The organism is Streptomyces sp. NPDC050085 (assembly GCF_044460595.1).
Classification (GTDB): domain Bacteria; phylum Actinomycetota; class Actinomycetes; order Streptomycetales; family Streptomycetaceae; genus Streptomyces.
Genome location: NZ_JBITJZ010000003.1, coordinates 241,034 through 257,704 on the forward strand (window position 1 = coordinate 241,034; position 16,671 = coordinate 257,704).

A 16,671-nucleotide genomic window follows, 5' to 3' on the forward strand; every position below is an offset into this window, starting at 1 on the left:
CGGTTAGCTGTCGCGTCCCGCGCGGGTGGTGACGCCGAGGCCGCTCTGGGGGACATTGCCCCCCTGGGGAAGGGCGACGGGGTCGTACAGGCCGTAGGCGTGGCCCTCGACGCAGGCGGCGCTGACGGGGGCGGTGATGCCCATGGCGGCTGCCTGGTCCATCGCGGCGATGCCGGCGCTGGGGTCGGTGCACGTGGACCAGCCGGGGTCGGCGGCGCCGTCGACGCCCATGACTTCGAAGCCGACGTAGATCCCGTCGTTGAGGCAGACGCCGGTGAGGCGGGAGCCGGTGGCGGCGCTCTCCCGGGCGGCGAGCGCCTCCGCCCGCGCGACCTGGTCGCCCGAGCAGCCCGGCTGGGCGGACGCCGTGGCGGGCGGGCTGACGATGGCGTAGCTGTAGTCCATGTCCAGGGTGACGGTCTGGTGGCGCGTGCCCGAGTTCGCGACCAGCCGCAGGCTCCCCTGCGGCGGCGTCTTCTGCGCACCGGCGGGAATGCAGGCCGGCGCCGGTGTGCACCGGTACTGAGGCTCGACCTGGGACAGGTCATAGGTGGTGGCGATCTCCACGACGGCCGGGTGGTTCTCGGAGACGACCACCCTGGGCACTGTGTGCATCGTGTGGCTCGGGGCGAGTCCGCAGTAGACCTCGACGGCCTGGGGCTGGCCCACAGGGTGGTGGTACTTCTGGACCGAGCAGCGTCCCTCGTACTTCTTGCCGTCCTGCCACACGGCGAACTCCGCGCTCTGCGCGCCCCAGGTATTGCCCAGGTGGACGGCGTACTCCCGCACCAGACCGCCGCTCACGTCCAGTTGTTCCAGCTCGTACGGCAGCAGCCCGTCCTGATGACGCTTGTCCGACGACCACTTGGAGTCCAGCAGCAGCTTCTGGGTCACGGTGTGGCCGGTCATGTCGTCGGGGTGGGGAAGCCAGCCGTTCACGGGCCGGACGAACGAGGGGACCGGCGGATGGGCCTGGCCGGGCGGGATGGGGTCCCAGCTCAGGTTCGCCCAGTCCGGTGCGCTGCGCGGGGGCGCGTCCCAGACCTCGACGGCGACCTGCCGGCCGGCGACGGGGTGCGTCTCCCAGCGGATGTCGGCGCCGCGGTCGTACAGGTCCTGGGGGGTCAGCGGCGGGTCGATGACCCATTCCTCTTCCTTGGCACCGCCGCAGAGCCAGCCCCAGATGGCCTTGCCCACGTAGTAGGTGGCCACGCCGACACCGATGGCGGCTCCCAGCGGCGGGAAGGCGACCGCGGCGGCGGCTCCGGCCAGGGAGACCGCGGCGACCACGCCGCCCTCGATCCGCTCGCCGATCGGCATGTCCTTGCTGAAGATCACCTCGCCGAGGGAGAAGACGTCCCCGATGACCGGCGTGGAGTAGATCGCGATCTTCGCGATGGACGCGGCGGTGGACTCCTTGACCCCGTTGTGCGCGTAGACGGCCCTGCTGACGTTGTCGGCGAAGTCACCGATCTTGTCGGCGTTGAGCTTGCCCATGCTGCGCACCGCAGCGTTCTTGCTGTGGGCCGCCAGGGTGCGGACCACCCTGCCCAGGTTCGGCAGCGCACTGCGGTTCTGCGCGTGCGGCCCGTGCCGCAGGGCGGCCCGCCGGGCGTCGGCGGCCTCCTGCTTCACCTCGGCGGCCAGCTCCGGGTCACTGGCGAGCTCGGCCTGGAACTCCTCGGAGGCCTTCTTCAAGTCGCCCGGAATCCGGGCGATGTCGGCCGCGGTCATCCGACAGGCCTTGCTGCCCGTCTGGATGCAGCTCTCCTCCAGCTCCTGGACGTACCGGTTCGGGTCCTTCTCGACCAGCTCCAGCCAGGTACCCAGGTGCTTGTCCTCGGGCGTACCCGGCGCCGGCGCATCCGTCAGCACCGGAGCGGCGCTGGTCGGCGGCGGCGGCGCGGCCGGCGCGGCAGCGGCCGGCAGCGCCCCGGCGACGGCCAGGACCAGCGCCACGAACAATGTGATTCTTCTCATAACGGGCAAATTAACAGCGCCGCCACAGGCGCCGACGGTGCGGCACACCTGTTCCGCGCCGCGGCCCTCGCATGCGGGCACCTCGTCAGCGGTGCGCCCGACGCCCCTGCCTCACCGACGTGACCACCCGGCAGACCACGGTCGTCGCCGCCAGGCTCCCCAGCATCACCATGGCCACGCCGACCCCGTACAGGCCGCTGGCGTCGTCCGACCAGTCGTAGGTCGCGGCCACGGTCAGGCCCGCCGTCGTGCCCACGACGGCGGACACGGTGTGCCCACGGGCCGCCGCCCAGCAGACCGCGGGCAGCAGCGTCACCAGCAGGCCGATCACCTGCCAGGCCTCGTACGGGCCGGTCGTCGAGCCGTCGGCGTGGACGTCCCGGTGCTGGTCCCAGCCGAGCCAGCCGGCCCAGGCGGCAAGGGCGAGCGCGGCCAGGGCGAGGCCGGGCAGCAGGTCACGGGCCGAGGTCTGTCGTTCCATGGCTCAAGGGTTTCCGGCCGGGACGGGTCCGGAACAGAGCCCACGTACTCAGGCGGGTCCGAGTACGTGCGACAAGGCGGCGGACCTTCGGCCCTGAGTCGTCCCCGGCCCGGCGTGTAGCCTTGACGTGCAAGCGAAGGGGAGTAGCCCTGCGAACCGGTCGTCGACACACTGGAGCCCTCGGGTTCCCGGTGGCCGGGCCCGGACCGTGACGGTCCGTGCGGGCGAGACCTTCGACCAGGCAGAACGACGGACACGTACGGGATACGTGTCTCCGCTGCCGGGTCGAGTGGTCCTCCCCGCGCAGCGGGTGGGTTGCGAGAACCCGGCCCGTACAGAAAGCACCCGCTGATGCATCTCGACCCCCTGGCGATCCTCACCGCCTTCGGGCTGATCTTCCTCGCCGAGCTTCCCGACAAGACCATGTTCGCCTCGCTGGCGATGGGTACGCGGATGAAGCCGCTGTACGTCTGGTTCGGGACCTCCACCGCCTTCGCCGTGCACGTCGCCATCGCCGTGGGCGCGGGTTCGCTGCTCGGCCTGCTGCCCGACTGGATCGTGAAGGTCGTCTCCGCGCTGATGTTCCTGTTCGGCGCCTTCATGCTGCTGCGCGGCGGGGGCGACGAGGACGACGAGGACGGCGCGGGCAAGACCGTGACCGGGTTCTGGCCCGTCTTCGGCACCGCCTTCATGGCCGTCTTCATCGGCGAGTGGGGCGACCTCACGCAGATCACCACCGCCAACCTGGCCGCCACGAACGGGACGTGGTCGACGGCCATCGGATCCGCCGCCGCCCTCATGTCCGTGTCCGCGCTCGCGCTGGTCGCCGGGCGGTTCATCGCCAAGCGGGTGCCGCTGAAGACGGTGCAGCGGATCGGCGGCTTCTGCATGCTCGGGCTCGCCGTGTGGACGCTGCTGGAGATCGTGATCTGACCCGGAACCCGGCCCCGGGTCCACCCGGCTCCCACCCCTTGTGGATACAGGAACGTATCGAATACGTTCCTGTATCCGATCAAGGAGGCGCGGATGCCCGGCGGCACGGTCACCAGAAGGCGGGCGCAGACCCGGCAGCGGCTGCTCGAAGCGGCCCACCACGTGTTCGCGGAGGTCGGCTTCGGGCGCTCCACCGTCGAGCAGGTCTGTGACCGGGCCGGATTCACCCGGGGCGCCTTCTACTCGAACTTCTCCTCCCTGGACGAGCTGTTCCTCGCCTTGTGGGAGGAGCGCTCGGCACGGATGCTCGACGACATGCGGGCCGCACTCGCCGGGCTCGACCCGGCCGACCCCGAGGCCACCGTCCGGGCCGCCGTCGCCGCGAACCCGGTCGACGACGCCTGGTTCCGGATCAACGCCGAGTTCACCGCGCACGCCCTGCGCAATCCGGGCCTGCGCCGGGTGATGGCCGCCCGGGAGGCCGCGATCCGGGACGCGCTCGTCCCCGTGCTCGTCGCGGCGCTCGGCCGGATCGGACGCGCGGTCCCCGACGAGCAGGCCCTCGGCGACGCGCTCGTCGCCGTGCACGACGGGACCGCGGCCCAAGTCCTGCTGCAGCCGGGCGACTTGGCCGTGCGCGAGCGGCGCGAGGCCCTGTTCCTGAACGTACTCAACGCCTACAGCACACCGAGGGAGACCCGATGAGTGACGCCAGTGCCGATGTCGCCGACGCGGCTGATGTCATCGTCGTGGGGGGTGGGCTCGCCGGGCTCGTCGCCACGTACGAACTGACCCGTGCGGGCAAGCGCGTGCTCCTCGTCGACCAGGAGAACGAGGCCAATCTGGGCGGCCAGGCGTTCTGGTCCCTCGGCGGGCTCTTCCTCGTCGACAGCCCCGAGCAGCGCCGGATGGGCATCAAGGACAGTTACGAGCTGGCGCTCGCCGACTGGCTGGGGTCCGCGGGCTTCGACCGGGAGTCCGAGGACCGCTGGCCGCGCAAGTGGGCCGAGGCGTACGTGAAGTTCGCGGCCGGGGAGAAGCGCGACTACCTGTACGGGCTCGGGCTGAAGGTCACGCCGAACGTGGGGTGGGCCGAGCGCGGGGCCGGGACCGCGACCGGGCACGGGAACTCGGTGCCGCGCTTCCACATCACGTGGGGCACGGGGCCCGAGGTCGTCCGCGTGTTCCGCGAGCCGGTCCTCGAGGCCGCCTCGCGCGGGCTCGTCACCTTCAAGTACCGGCACCGGGTCGACGAGTTGATCGTGGAGGGCGGGGCGGCGGTGGGCGTGCGCGGCGCGCTGCTCGAACCGTCGGGCGAGGCGCGCGGCGTGGCCTCATCGCGGGAGACCGTCGGCGACTTCGAACTGCGGGCGCAGGCCGTCGTCGTCACCTCCGGCGGCATCGGCGGCAACCACGAACTGGTCAGGAAGAACTGGCCCGTTGAGCGCATGGGACCGGCGCCGGAGTCGATGGTGACGGGCGTGCCCGCGTACGTCGACGGGCGGATGATCGAGATCACCGAGGGCGCCGGGGCCTCCGTCGTCAACCGAGACCGCATGTGGCACTACACGGAGGGCCTCAAGAACTGGGACCCGATCTGGCCGGGCCACGGCATCCGCATCATCCCCGGCCCGTCCTCGCTGTGGCTGGACGCGACCGGCAAGCGGCTGCCCGCACCCCTCTTCCCCGGGCACGACACGCTGGCCACGCTCAAGCACATCACCTCCACCGGGTACGACCACACGTGGTTCGTGCTGACGCGGGCCATCGTGGAGAAGGAGTTCGCGCTCTCCGGGTCCGAGCAGAACCCCGACATCACCGGCAAGGACCTGAAGCTGGTCCTGCAGCGGGTGAAGAAGGGGGCGCCGGGTCCGATCCAGGCGTTCCTGGACCGCGGCGAGGACTTCGTCGTACGCAAGAACCTCAAGGACCTCGTCGCGGGAATGAACGAACTCACTCCCTCGACCCCCCTCGCATACGAGCAGGTCGAGCGGGAGATCGTGGCCCGGGACCGGGAGGTGGCGAACGGCTACTCCAAGGACCTGCAGCTGATGGCGATCCGCAACGCGCGCGCCTTCCTGCCCGACCGCCTCACCCGCGTCGCCAAGCCGCACCGGCTGCTCGACCCGGCGCAGGGCCCGCTGATCGCCGTACGCCTGCACGTGCTGACCCGCAAGACGCTGGGCGGCCTGGAGACGAACCTCGACTCGCAGGTGGTGCGGCCCGACGGCGAGGTCTTCGAGGGGCTGTACGCGGCGGGAGAGGTCGCCGGGTTCGGCGGTGGCGGCGTGCACGGCTACAACGCGCTCGAAGGCACCTTCCTCGGCGGCTGCATCTTCTCCGGCCGGGCCGCGGGCCGCGCCCTGGCGCGGAGCCTGTGATGGCGGGGACCGCGCTCGTGACGGGCGCGTCCTCCGGCATCGGCGCGGCGGTCGCCGCCGCGCTCGTCGGCCGCGGGTACCAGGTGTACGGCACGAGCCGCAACCCGGAGAAGGTCAACTCCCCCATCCCCGGCGTCACTTACCTCGCCCTCGACCTGGCCGACGAGGCGAGCATCGAGGCGTGCGCGGCCGCGGCGGGCGAGGTCGACGTCCTCGTGAACAACGCCGGGGAATCACAGAGCGGCCCCTTCGAAGAGCTCCCCATGGACGCGGTGCGCCGCCTCTTCCAGCTCAACGTCTTCGGCGCGGTCCGGCTCAGCCAGCTCCTGCTGCCCGGGATGCGGGAGCGGCGGCGCGGCCGGGTGGTGATGGTCGGCTCGATGCTGGCCAGCTTCCCGCTCGCGTACCGGTCCTCGTACGTCGCCTCGAAGGCGGCGGTGAAGGGCTTCGCGAGTGCGGCGCGGCGCGAGTACTCCCCGTACGGCGTCGGCATCACGACGGTCGAGCCGGGTTCGATCGCCACCGGCATCAGCGAGCGCCGCACGCAGTACGTGGCGGCCGACTCCCCCTTCCGCACGGCGTACGACACCATGCTCGCCGCCCTCAACTCCAATGAGGCGAAGGGGATTTCGGCCGAGAAGGTCGCGGCGAAGGTACTGACGGCCATCGAGACGCCGCGGCCCCGGCCGCTGTACGCGGTGGGCAGCAACGCGCCGGTGGTGTTCGCGCTGCGGCGGCTCGTGTCGCGGGGCGCGAGCGAGCGGATGGTGGCGCGGCGGCACGGGCTGAAGTAGGGCGCCCGAGTGAGGGGGCGGGGCCCGGCCGTACCGCCGAGTGGCGCAAGGCCCGCCGGGCCCCGGCTGGCGGGCCGCGTCGTCCGCGCTGATTCTGACGGCAAGTCAGTGATCCAGTGCGGAGAGACGGAGTGAGTGAGAGATGCGCAAGGCCCTACTCGGATGTGCCGCGGCGGTCGTCTGCGGGATGACGGTGCTCGGCCCGCTGCCCACGGCCTCGGCCCAGGGCCCCATGGACCCGCCGCCGCCCCCGAACGCGATCACCGAGCAGCAGATGCGCAACCAGGCCAGGACCTTCCACACCACCGGCGCCAACGGCCAGGCCAACGCCACGGTCTCGAACTTCGCGGGCGACGTCCTGCAGGGCGACAAGACCCCCGAGCAGATCGCACAGTCCCAGCAGGACGTCGACAAGTCCCTGGACAACCTCCTCGCCATCATCCCCGGCGGCTCCCCGGCCCTGCGCGGCCCGAACCCGCTGCTCGCCGCCACCATCGACGCGATCAAGAAGGAGACCCGGAACATGGCCGAGGCCCGTGCCGCGGGCGACTACGGCCGCGTCCTCGGCTCCGGCGCGGCGCTCACCACCCAGATGTCCCTCCTGACGGCCCAGACCTTCGCGAACTTCGGCATCGACCTGGCCCAGAACATCGTCTCCACGGTGCTCCCCCCGATGCAGCCCCAGCCGCAGCCGACGAAGACCCCGGAGGCACAGGCGTCTCCGGCTGCGCCCTAACTGCCTGAGGCGGTGCGAGCGGGGTCGTCGGCCCCACCGGAGTCACCGGAACCAGAGTCACCGGCCCCGCTCCCCGCCCGCCGGTCCCCGTGCCCCGGCCACCAAGCCGCATGGCCGATCAGGGCCGTCAGGGCCGGGGTGAAGACCATCGCCATCACGAAGGCCGCGATCACGATGCCGAAGGAGAGGGCGAAGCCCATCTGGGAGAGGGTGGAGTTGCCGGCCAGCATCAGGGTGGCGAAGGTGCCGGCCAGGATGACGCCCGCCGAGGCGATCGTGGGGCCCGAGTGGCGGACCGCCGTGCCTGCCGCGTCGTGCGGGTTCCTGCCCTCTCTGGCCTCCTCGCGCAGGCGCGACACCATGAGGATGTTGTAGTCCGTGCCCAGGGCGACCACGAACAAGTACATGATCACGGGCAGCATGAACATCAGGCCCGGCTGGCTGCCGATCTGCGTGAAGAGGAACGACGTGGCGCCGAGCGTCGCGCCGAAGCCGAGGGCCACCGAGAGCATCAGGTACCAGGGCGCCACCAGACTGCGCAGCAGCAGGCCCAGGATGATCATGATGCAGACCGCCGCCACCGGGAAGACCACGGAGTAGTCGCGGTCCACCGCCTTGTTGATGTCGACGTAGACCGCCGTGATGCCGCCGACCGCGGCCTGCGTTCCGTCCGGGGCGTCCGCGTGGGCCGCCGGGCGCAGGTCGTCCTTGACCGTGGCCATCGCCGCCTCGGAGGCGGGCGGGTCGTCGAGGATCACGCTGTACGCGGCCGCCGTGCCGTTCGTGCTGAGGGTGGGCGCACCCACCGTGCCGACCCCGTCCACCCCGGAGAGGGACTTGCGGAACTCCGCCGTCTGGAGCGGCGTCAGCGGCGCGTCCGTCGTGGAGGTCAGGTACACGCTCGTCGGGTCCGTCGTGCCCGCAGGGAAGCCCTTCTCCAGGTTCTGGAGGGCGACCATCGATTCCTTCGTCTTGGGGAGCGAGGACGTGGCCAGGTCGAAGTTCGCCTTGTAGCCGAGCGCTCCCAACGCCAGTACGCCCATGAAGAGCGCCGAGACCAGCGCCCACACGGCGGGGCGGCGGGCGATGGACGCGCCCAGCTTCGCGAAGCCCGTGCCCTGCGGCTCCTGCTTCCAGGACTTGGACGGCCAGAAGACCTTGGTGCCGAGGAGCGAGACGACGGCCGGGACCAGCGTCAGGCCCGCGCACAGCGTCACGAACACCGCGATCGCAAGGGCCGGGCCCATCGACTTGAGCATGCCGAGGGTGGAGAGCGCGAGCGCCGCGAAGGCCACGATGACCGCGCCCGCCGCCGAGGTGATGGCCTCGCCGACCCGTTCCACGGCGTGCACCATCGCCGTCTTGGAGTCCTCCCCCGCGCGCAGTGCCTCTCGGTAGCGGAAGAGGAGGAACAGGATGTAGTCCGTGCCCACGCCGAACAGGACGACCGTCAACAGCTCCTGGATCGAGGAGTCCGCCTTCATGTCGAAGGCCTTGTTGGCCGACGCGATCAGGCCGGTGGCCAGGGGCGAGATCAGGCCGATCAGGACCACCGGGAGCAGCGCGATGATCGGGCTGCGGAAGATCAGCAGGAGCAGCACGATGATGATGACGATCGTGCCGACGCCGACCAGCATCCCGGCCCGCTCCGACGCGTCGGCCTCGTCGAGCGCGGTCGCCGCGGAGCCGGTGACGCCGGCCTTCAAGTCCGTTCCCTTCACCTCCTGTTGGAGGTCGGTGCGCAGCGTCTTCACCGCGTCCTGCTCCGAGGTGTCGGCCGGGTCGGTCAGCTTGGGCATCGCGACCATCGACGTCTGGACCAGGCCGTTGGGCGACGGCTGCCCCGGCACCACCGCCTCGACCTTCGGGATGTCCTTGCCCGCCAACTCCCTTGACACGCGCACCACTTCGGCCGAGTCGGCCGCCGTGAGGCGCTCGCCGTCGGAGCGCTGGAAGACGATGACGGCCCCGATGTTCTGCTGCTTCGGGAACTCCGACTCCTGGATGTCGGCGGCCTTGATGGACTCGTAGTTGTCGGGCAGGAAGCTCGCCTCGTCCGAACTGGACGTCAGTTTCGGCGCGAGCGAGATCACGGCTGCCGCCACGATCACCCAGGCGAGGATGACCCACCAGGGCCTGCGGACCACGAACCGACCGAGTGCTGCGAACATCCCTCTACGCCTCTCGTCACCCCCGGGTCACCCCGCCAGCCTCACCCGGGTCCCGGTGCCCCGCCACTCGGGCGGTGATCGACATGCAGGGGCGCCGGGGCGGGCGGATGCTGGTGAGGGTCAGGTCCCCGATCGCGTACGAGGTGCCCGACCGATGACGTCGCACGACCCGCACGACCCGCCACCGACCCCGAAAGCCCCGCGTTCCTGGGGGCGCCCACGGATCACGGTGGCGGTCGCGGCCGTCGTGCTCCTCGTGATCGCCGCCGTCGCGGCCGCCACGATGGACGATCCGGTGCACGACGTGCAGGGGCCGGGGCTGCGCTCCACGCTCACCCTCGTCTGCGGCGTCCTGGGCCTCGCCGCCCTGGTGGGCGCGCTGCTGTGGCCGGACACCAGCCGCCCCCGCGCGCTGGCCCTGTTCAGCGGCGCCGTCAGCCTGCTGTGCGTGGCGGCCACGGTCTTCATCTGGGTGTGCGTCTCGGTCAACGACTCCCTGCACTCGATCCCCGGCACCGCCGTCTCCACCCCGGCACAGACCGAGAAAGCGCTGGTCAAACAGGGTCTCGCGGACGGTCGTACGCAGATCCCGACGGGCGTGATGATCGAGACGATGCAGTACACGAGCAGCAACAACGTGAAGCTCACCGGCTACATCTGGCAGCGGCTGCCCAAGGGCGGCGCCGAGAGCGCGGAGATCGACCTCCCCAACGCCGTCGAGGGCGGTGTCGGCGAGGAGATCTACCGGGACCCGGCACCGGGCGGCCAGGAGGTCGTCGGCTGGAAGCTGAACACCACGGTCCGCGAGTACTTCGACTACGACCACTACCCGCTCGACCGGCAGGTGGTGTGGCTGACGATGTGGCCCAAGCACGCCGCGGTGAACACGCTCGTCCCCGACTTCGCGGCGTACCCGCCGTGGGACACGCACCAGGGGTACGGCGTCTACCACGACCTGGTCAGCAGCGACTGGCACCGGCAGTTCTCGACGTTCAGCGTCGGCCGGGGCACCACCCACACCAACTACGGGCGCCCGGGCCTCGCCGTCGACAACACGATCCCCCAGCTCTCGTACTCGATCGGCGTGACCCGCGCCTTCCTCAGCCCGCTGCTCAACCGCCTGGTCCCGCTGGCCGTCATCGCCATGCTGGTGTTCGCGTCGCTGTTCGTGGTCACGAAGGACTCCGACCGGCGCTCGCTGTCCGGCTTCAGCACGTGGGCGGTGATCGGCTTCTGCGGCTCGATGATGCTGGTGGTGTCGGTGCAGCACAGCTCGCTGCGCTCCGACACCGGCTCCAGCGGGGTGGTGTACGCCGAGTACTTCTCCTTCATCCTGTACCTGGTGATCGGCCTGGTGGCGCTGAACGCGGTCGAGCACACCTCGGACAAACGGATCCGGCTCGTCGACTGGCGCGGCAACAGCGCGGCCCGGCTGCTGTACTGGCCGGTGACGTGTCTGCTGCTGTTCGCCGTGACGACCGCGGTCTTCGTCATCTGACTCACATGCCTCACATGACTCACACGAGTCGCATGAATCAGCGGACGGTCCAGGTCACGCTGTTGGTCGCCGCCGCGCGGGCGGCCGGGTCGCGCAGCGCCGCCGTCGCGTCGACCGCCGTCGCCGTCACCTGGTGCACACCACCCTTGCGCAGCCCCAACGCCCGCCCGTTCAGCGCGTGTCGGCCCGCAGCGCGAGTGACCTCGACCCCGTCCACGTACCAGTGCACGCGTACGTCGGACAGGCCCTTGGCCAGCGGGGCGAGGTCGACGCGGAGGGTGTCGGTCGTGCGCAGGGTGCGGGCCGTGGAGGTGCGGGCGGTCAGGAGGTCGGCGTCGCGGTAGAAGCCGGCGATCATCGCTTCCCGGCCGGGGAGGTTGAACTTGTCCGTGTCCAGGGCCCGCATGATCGAGTTCGCGGTCGGCCGGTAGATGCCGTACTCGTAGTAGCCGCCGCCCTCGTACGTGCCGACGGTGCCGCCCGACGGGTCGCTCTGGCCGAGCCAGCGGTACCACTTCGACTGCGAGGCGCTCATCGCGTCGGCCGTGAGCTTGCTGGTGTTGGGCTCGACGGGCTCGGCGCCGGGGTACGTCCCGTAGCCCGCGTACTGGTACTCGTCCGCCAACAGGCCTATGGAGTGGCCGAGTTCATGGGCGCCTATGAGGTACGAGCGGTCGTTGTCGGACGACATGGTGGCGATGCCCGTGTGCCCGGCCGTGGAGGTCAGTCCGCTGTAGCCCGCGCCGCCGTACTTGGTGGAGTTCGAGACGACGAAGACGATGTCGGAGTCCGGGGCCTGCTGCGCGTACGCGTCGACCTTCTTCTCGTCGACGCAGAGCAGCCGCTCGATGTCGTCGCAGAAGAAGTAGCTGCTGACGGCGGTGTCCTTGACGACGTCCTTCGTCGGGTCGCCGGAGACGCCCGAGTCGTTCGAAACGGCGTCCACCAGCCAGAAGTTGAAGAGTCCTTTGTAGCTCTTGTAGGGCTCTATGGCGAAGATCGCGTCCAGCTTGGTCTGCGCGTCCGCCCGGAAGTCCGCCTGCTGGGCCGCCGTGTAGCCGTCGCCGATGATCACGAGGTCGAGGCGGCCGTCGGAGGGGCCCGTCTCCTGCAGCGGCGTGACCGCGGTCGCGCCGGGCGCCTTCGGCTGCGCCTGACTGATGCGGCTGATCTTCTCCGGTACGGAGGTGGGGACTCGGGCGTGTCTGCCCGCGCCGTGGTCGCTCGGGAAGTACTCGACCGTGCGCGTGTCCCCGGCGGTCGCGGCGTGCGTGGCCGAACCCGCGGCGCCCAGTGCGGCGACGGCGAGGGAACCCGCGGCGAGCGCGGCGAACAGAGGGGTGCGGACACGCACGGGAACCTCGCAGTAACGTGAGTAAGCCGAGTAAGTTGAAGGTTAAGCAGACTTAACTTGCCTTAACTGGTCGCTCAACCTAGGGGGTTGGCGTGACGAGGGGCAAGAGGTGAGACTCACGCCATGCCGGAAGAACCAGCCACGCAGGACACGGAGCACGTGGGCCGCCGCGTCCTGCGGCTGCGCACCGAGCGCGGCCTCACCCAGCGCAAGGTCGCCGAACCCGCCTACACGCCCGCGTACATCTCCACCCTCGAGGCCGGTCGCGTACGCCCGTCAGAGGCGGCCCTGCGACACATCGCCGAGCGCCTGGGAGTGACGTACGAGGAACTCTCCACCGGCCAACCCGCCCATCTGGCCACGGACTTGAGGCTCCGGCTGACCGAGGCGCAACGGGCCCTGGCGACCGGGGCGGCGAGCGAGGCGGCCGGGCTCTACGCGGAGCTCGCCGCCCGCGCGGAGCGGCACGGGCTCGACGCGGAGCGGGCCGCGGCCGAGCTGGGGCGCGGCGAATGCGCCCTGGAGACCGGTGAACTCGCCGAGGCGCGCGGGCACTTCGACGCGGCCGACGCGCTGCTCGTCGCGGCCGGAGCGCCGCTCACCCAGCGCGTGCCCGTCATCCGCGCCCGCGCCGTCGCCCACTACCTCTCCGGCGCCCTGCGCTACGCCTGCTACCTCCTTGAGTCGGCCCTCGACGAGCTCAACACGAGCGGGCTGCACGACCCCGACGCGCTCGTCCTGCTCTACACCGCGTCCATCGCCCCGTACATGGACATGGGCGCGCACGCGCGGGCCGCGCAGTCCGCGGAGCTGGCGCTCGCGCTCGCCCCGCGCGTGGGCGACCCGGCGCTCGTCGCCCAGATGCACCGCTCCGTGGCCCGTACGCTGCTCGCCGAGGGAAAGGTGGCGGAGGCGGACGCGTCCCTGGCGAAGGCGGCCGAGCTGTACCAACACCTGCAGATCCGCACCGAGTTGGCGCACTGCCACTGGATGCGCGGCTATGTGCACGCGCAGGCCGGGCGTCTCGCCGACGCGGAGACGGAACTGCGCACGGCCCGCGACATGCTCTCCGCCAAGCGCGCCACGCTCTACACCCAGCAGGTCGAGGTCGAACTCGCCGATGTCCTACGCCAGTTGGGCCGCCCCGAGGAGGCCGCGCGGCTGCTGCGCTCCCTGCTCGGCGCACTGAGCCCGGACCGCGGCGCCGTCCACGCGGCCGGGGCGCACCGGCTGCTCGGCCTGATCGCCCAGGAGTCCGGGGCCGTGGAGGACGCCGAGGAGCACTACGTCAACGCCCTCAGCCTGCTCGAACGGGCGGGCGCGGCAGGGGACTTGGCGGACCTGTGCCGCCTCCTCGGCGACCTGTACCGCCGTACGGGCCGCATCGAAGCAGCCCTCGACACGTACCGCACGGGCCTCGGTCACCGGGCCGCGCCGGGCACGACGACACTGGGCCCGGCGCCCGCGCGCCCGCCCCTGTGACGTGCGCTGTGAGGTGCGCCGTGAGGTCCGCTGTGACCTGTGCGTAGACATGTACGTAGATATATGCGCGAGGTATTCCGGACCGGTCGGACCGGGCGTACATTCCCCTCACGTCGCCGTACCGGGACGCACGGATGAACCGCGTCGGCGCAGTTCATCCACCCCCTCCCCGTCCCGGCACCGGACGACGCACAGCAGGTCGCAGCAGAGCGGGAGCAACCTGCGAGGCGGACCCGGCCGATCACCCCTCGGATGCACGGCCCGGCCGGGTTACGCCTGATTCAGCGGTTGCCCTGCCGCCTGGACTGCGCCTTCTGCTGCAGGCCGCGGGTCTTCGCCGAGACGGAGTCGATGTTCCGCTTGGCCTGTTGCGCGCGCTGCTGCGCCGCGTCGTTCCTGGCCTTCTGGGACTGTTCCCTGGGGTCCTTGTTCTGCTTGGCCATGACCGTTTCTCCTCCTCGGTCGCGCCGGAAGCGAATCCCTCCCACTCTCCCCCTGCCCCGCCGGATCGGCATCCCGGACACTGGACGCATGGGATTCGCCGTCTTCCTCACGCTGCCGGGCCTGGTCATCCTGCTGACCGTGATCGCGTTCGCCGACCAGGGCCTGCGCCTGGCCGGACGCCGCAAGCGGCAGAGCCAGATCTCCGCGACCGGCTTCGAGCAGCTGCACGCCACGTTCTCGCCCGGCAAGCAGAGCGAGCTCAAGGAACGCCAGAGCGCGCTGGTGCTGCGCGACGACGAGGAGGACGGCGCACCCCCGGCCCGCTCGCGGGTGGACCTCGACGGGGGCCGGGCGGTCATCCGGCTCGACGTGCGCCCCTAGGGCGTGTCTTCAAACTCCCGTCGTCGCCCGCAGGGCGGCCGCGCGGCGTCTGGTGCGTGCTCTCGGCGTGCCGGGTGCAAGGCCTCGTACTGGATGTACTTGGCCTTACGCCCGGTGCGGCGAGAGTGCGTGCCAGGCGTCGTGAGGCAGACGGGAGTTTGAAGACACGCCCTAGGGACTGCGGTCGGCATCGGGTTTGATGGGGGGCATGAGCGAAGCTGAAGCCATGCCCGACTGGGAGAAGCGTTTCCGGGCGCCGCGTGTGTCGCTGCCCGACTGGGCCGAGGACGCCCCGGACCGCTCCCTGTTCGTGTCGAACGCGACGGGGACGTACGAGCTGTACGCGTGGGACAGAGCGACCGGTGAGCAGCGCCAGGCCACGGACCGGGCGAACGGGACGACGGACGGGGTGCTGTCCCCCGACGGCGCCTGGATCTGGTGGTTCAGCGACAAGGACGGGGACGAGTTCGGGGTGTGGCTGCGCCAGCCGTTCGCGGGCGGCGCCGACCTGGAGGCCGTGCCGGGACTCGCACCCTCCTACCCGGCGGGGCTCGCCCTCGGGCGCGACGGACGCACCGCCGTGATCGGCCGCTCCACGGACGAGGCCGGGACGACCATCCACGTCGTGGGTCCTGACGCGGCGGAGCCCGTCGAGATCTACCGGCACCGCGAGTCCGCCGGCGTCGGCGACCTCAGCCACGACAGCACGCTCATCGCCATCGAGCACACCGAGCACGGCGACGCGATGCACTCGGCGCTGCGCGTGGTCAGGATCGACGGGACGACAGTCGCCGAGCTCGACGACACCAAGGGCGGCGAGGAGGAGCTGGGCCTCGAAGTGCTCGGGTTCGCGCCGGTCGAGGGCGACACCCGGCTGCTCGTCGGGCACCAGCGGCGCGGCCGCTGGGAGCCGATGGTGTGGGACGTGCTCTCCGGCGAGGAGACGGAGCTCGCGCTCGAGCTGCCGGGCGACGTGTCCGCCGAGTGGTACCCGGACGGCTCCGCCCTGCTGATCGCCCATGAATTCGAGGCCCGCGGCGACCTGTGGCGCTACGAATTCGCGACCGGCGCCCTGACGAAGGTCGAGACCCCGGTCGGCTCCGTGTCGGGGGCCAGCGCCCGGCCCGACGGCAGCGTCGAGTACCTGTGGTCGTCGGCCGCCGAGCCGCCGGCCGTGCGCTCCACCACGGGCGGCGTCGTCCTCGATCCGCCGGGCCTGCGCGCCCCGCACTCGGTGCCCGTGGAGGACGCCTGGGTCGAGGGACCCGGCGGCCGCATCCACGCCCTCGTGCAGAAGCCGGCCGGGGCGAGCGGCCCGCTGCCGACCGTCTTCGAGATCCACGGCGGGCCGACCTGGCACGACTCGGACGCGTTCGCCGCCGGCCCGGCGGCCTGGGTCGACCACGGGTACGCGGTGGTCCGGGTCAACTACCGCGGCTCGACCGGCTACGGCCGGGAGTGGACCGACGCCCTCAAGCACCGCGTCGGCCTGATCGAGCTGGAGGACATCGCGGCGGTCCGGGAATGGGCCGTGGACTCGGGGCTCGCGGACCCCGAGCGGCTTGTCCTCGCGGGCGGCTCCTGGGGCGGCTATCTGACCCTGCTCGGCCTCGGCACCCAGCCGGGCGCCTGGGCGGTGGGCCTCGCGGCCGTGCCGGTCGCCGACTACGTAGCGGCGTACGAGGACGAGATGGAGGCCCTCAAGGCCCTGGACCGCACCCTCTTCGGCGGCGGCCCCGACGAGGTGCCGGACCGCTTCACGGCGTCCTCCCCGCTCACGTACGTCGACGACGTGAAGGCCCCGGTCTACATCTCGGCGGGGGTGAACGACCCGCGCTGCCCGATCCGCCAGATCGACAACTACGTGGACCGGCTCGCCTCCCGCGACGCGGTGCACGAGGTGTACCGGTACGACGCGGGACACGGCTCGCTCGTCGTCGAGGAGCGCATCAAGCAGGTCGGCCTCGAACTGGACTTCGCGCGGCGCCACTTGCCGGGCTGAGCCCGCGCGGACGGGGGCCGCGGGAGGGGCCTTT

At 71.3% G+C, this 16,671-nt stretch carries 14 protein-coding genes; 9 read left to right on the top strand and 5 right to left on the bottom strand.

Going from position 1 to position 16,671, the window contains the following annotated elements:
* Positions 1–3: 3 nt before the first annotated feature.
* On the bottom strand, positions 4–1,980 hold the full coding sequence (locus ACIBUY_RS13535) for a hypothetical protein (RefSeq protein ID WP_399152623.1): 1,977 nt from the start codon (positions 1,978–1,980) through the stop codon (positions 4–6).
* 85 nt (positions 1,981–2,065) lie between these two features.
* Positions 2,066–2,461: a hypothetical protein gene (locus ACIBUY_RS13540; protein WP_365564751.1), complete on the bottom strand. Its 396-nt coding sequence runs from the start codon at positions 2,459–2,461 to the stop codon at positions 2,066–2,068.
* Between the two features lie 351 nt (positions 2,462–2,812).
* Here ACIBUY_RS13540 and ACIBUY_RS13545 point away from each other — a divergent pair, with 351 nt between their 5' ends.
* From ACIBUY_RS13545 to ACIBUY_RS13565, 5 genes are all read left to right on the top strand, one after another.
* The gene (locus ACIBUY_RS13545) at positions 2,813–3,394 is read left to right on the top strand and encodes a TMEM165/GDT1 family protein (protein WP_365564754.1); all 582 of its coding nucleotides are present in this window, start codon (positions 2,813–2,815) and stop codon (positions 3,392–3,394) included.
* 93 nt (positions 3,395–3,487) lie between these two features.
* Positions 3,488–4,099 (top strand): TetR/AcrR family transcriptional regulator, encoded by a 612-nt coding sequence (locus ACIBUY_RS13550; protein WP_365564757.1) that lies wholly within the window; start codon positions 3,488–3,490, stop codon positions 4,097–4,099.
* A complete protein-coding gene (locus ACIBUY_RS13555; RefSeq protein WP_365564760.1) occupies positions 4,096–5,775 on the top strand; it encodes an FAD-binding dehydrogenase in 1,680 nt (559 codons plus the stop codon). The genes ACIBUY_RS13550 and ACIBUY_RS13555 overlap by 4 nt, the downstream gene beginning before the upstream one ends.
* Positions 5,775–6,569, top strand: a complete 795-nt coding sequence (locus ACIBUY_RS13560) for an SDR family oxidoreductase (RefSeq protein WP_399152624.1) — start codon at positions 5,775–5,777, stop codon at positions 6,567–6,569. The genes ACIBUY_RS13555 and ACIBUY_RS13560 overlap by 1 nt, the downstream gene beginning before the upstream one ends.
* A 142-nt stretch (positions 6,570–6,711) precedes the next feature.
* The gene (locus ACIBUY_RS13565; protein ID WP_365564766.1) at positions 6,712–7,305 is read left to right on the top strand and encodes a hypothetical protein; all 594 of its coding nucleotides are present in this window, start codon (positions 6,712–6,714) and stop codon (positions 7,303–7,305) included.
* Here ACIBUY_RS13565 and ACIBUY_RS13570 read toward each other — a convergent pair.
* Positions 7,302–9,476: an MMPL family transporter gene (locus tag ACIBUY_RS13570; protein ID WP_399152625.1), complete on the bottom strand. Its 2,175-nt coding sequence runs from the start codon at positions 9,474–9,476 to the stop codon at positions 7,302–7,304. The genes ACIBUY_RS13565 and ACIBUY_RS13570 overlap by 4 nt on opposite strands.
* A 154-nt stretch (positions 9,477–9,630) precedes the next feature.
* Here ACIBUY_RS13570 and ACIBUY_RS13575 point away from each other — a divergent pair, with 154 nt between their 5' ends.
* Complete coding sequence (locus ACIBUY_RS13575) at positions 9,631–10,974, top strand: hypothetical protein (protein WP_365564771.1); 1,344 nt, start codon at positions 9,631–9,633, stop codon at positions 10,972–10,974.
* Positions 10,975–11,011: 37 nt separating this feature from the next.
* Here the strand turns inward: ACIBUY_RS13575 and ACIBUY_RS13580 are convergent, their stop codons facing one another.
* A complete protein-coding gene (locus ACIBUY_RS13580; RefSeq protein ID WP_399152626.1) occupies positions 11,012–12,328 on the bottom strand; it encodes a M64 family metallopeptidase in 1,317 nt (438 codons plus the stop codon).
* Positions 12,329–12,451: 123 nt separating this feature from the next.
* On the opposite strand from ACIBUY_RS13580, the gene ACIBUY_RS13585 reads away from it, so the two are divergent.
* Positions 12,452–13,810 (top strand): helix-turn-helix domain-containing protein, encoded by a 1,359-nt coding sequence (locus ACIBUY_RS13585; protein ID WP_399152627.1) that lies wholly within the window; start codon positions 12,452–12,454, stop codon positions 13,808–13,810.
* Positions 13,811–14,091: 281 nt separating this feature from the next.
* Here the strand turns inward: ACIBUY_RS13585 and ACIBUY_RS13590 are convergent, their stop codons facing one another.
* Positions 14,092–14,253 (bottom strand): hypothetical protein, encoded by a 162-nt coding sequence (locus ACIBUY_RS13590; RefSeq protein ID WP_365564780.1) that lies wholly within the window; start codon positions 14,251–14,253, stop codon positions 14,092–14,094.
* Positions 14,254–14,341: 88 nt separating this feature from the next.
* Here ACIBUY_RS13590 and ACIBUY_RS13595 point away from each other — a divergent pair, with 88 nt between their 5' ends.
* The gene (locus ACIBUY_RS13595; RefSeq protein WP_399152628.1) at positions 14,342–14,635 is read left to right on the top strand and encodes a DUF6191 domain-containing protein; all 294 of its coding nucleotides are present in this window, start codon (positions 14,342–14,344) and stop codon (positions 14,633–14,635) included.
* A gap of 199 nt (positions 14,636–14,834) precedes the next feature.
* The gene (locus ACIBUY_RS13600; protein WP_365564785.1) at positions 14,835–16,637 is read left to right on the top strand and encodes a prolyl oligopeptidase family serine peptidase; all 1,803 of its coding nucleotides are present in this window, start codon (positions 14,835–14,837) and stop codon (positions 16,635–16,637) included.
* Positions 16,638–16,671: the final 34 nt, after the last annotated feature.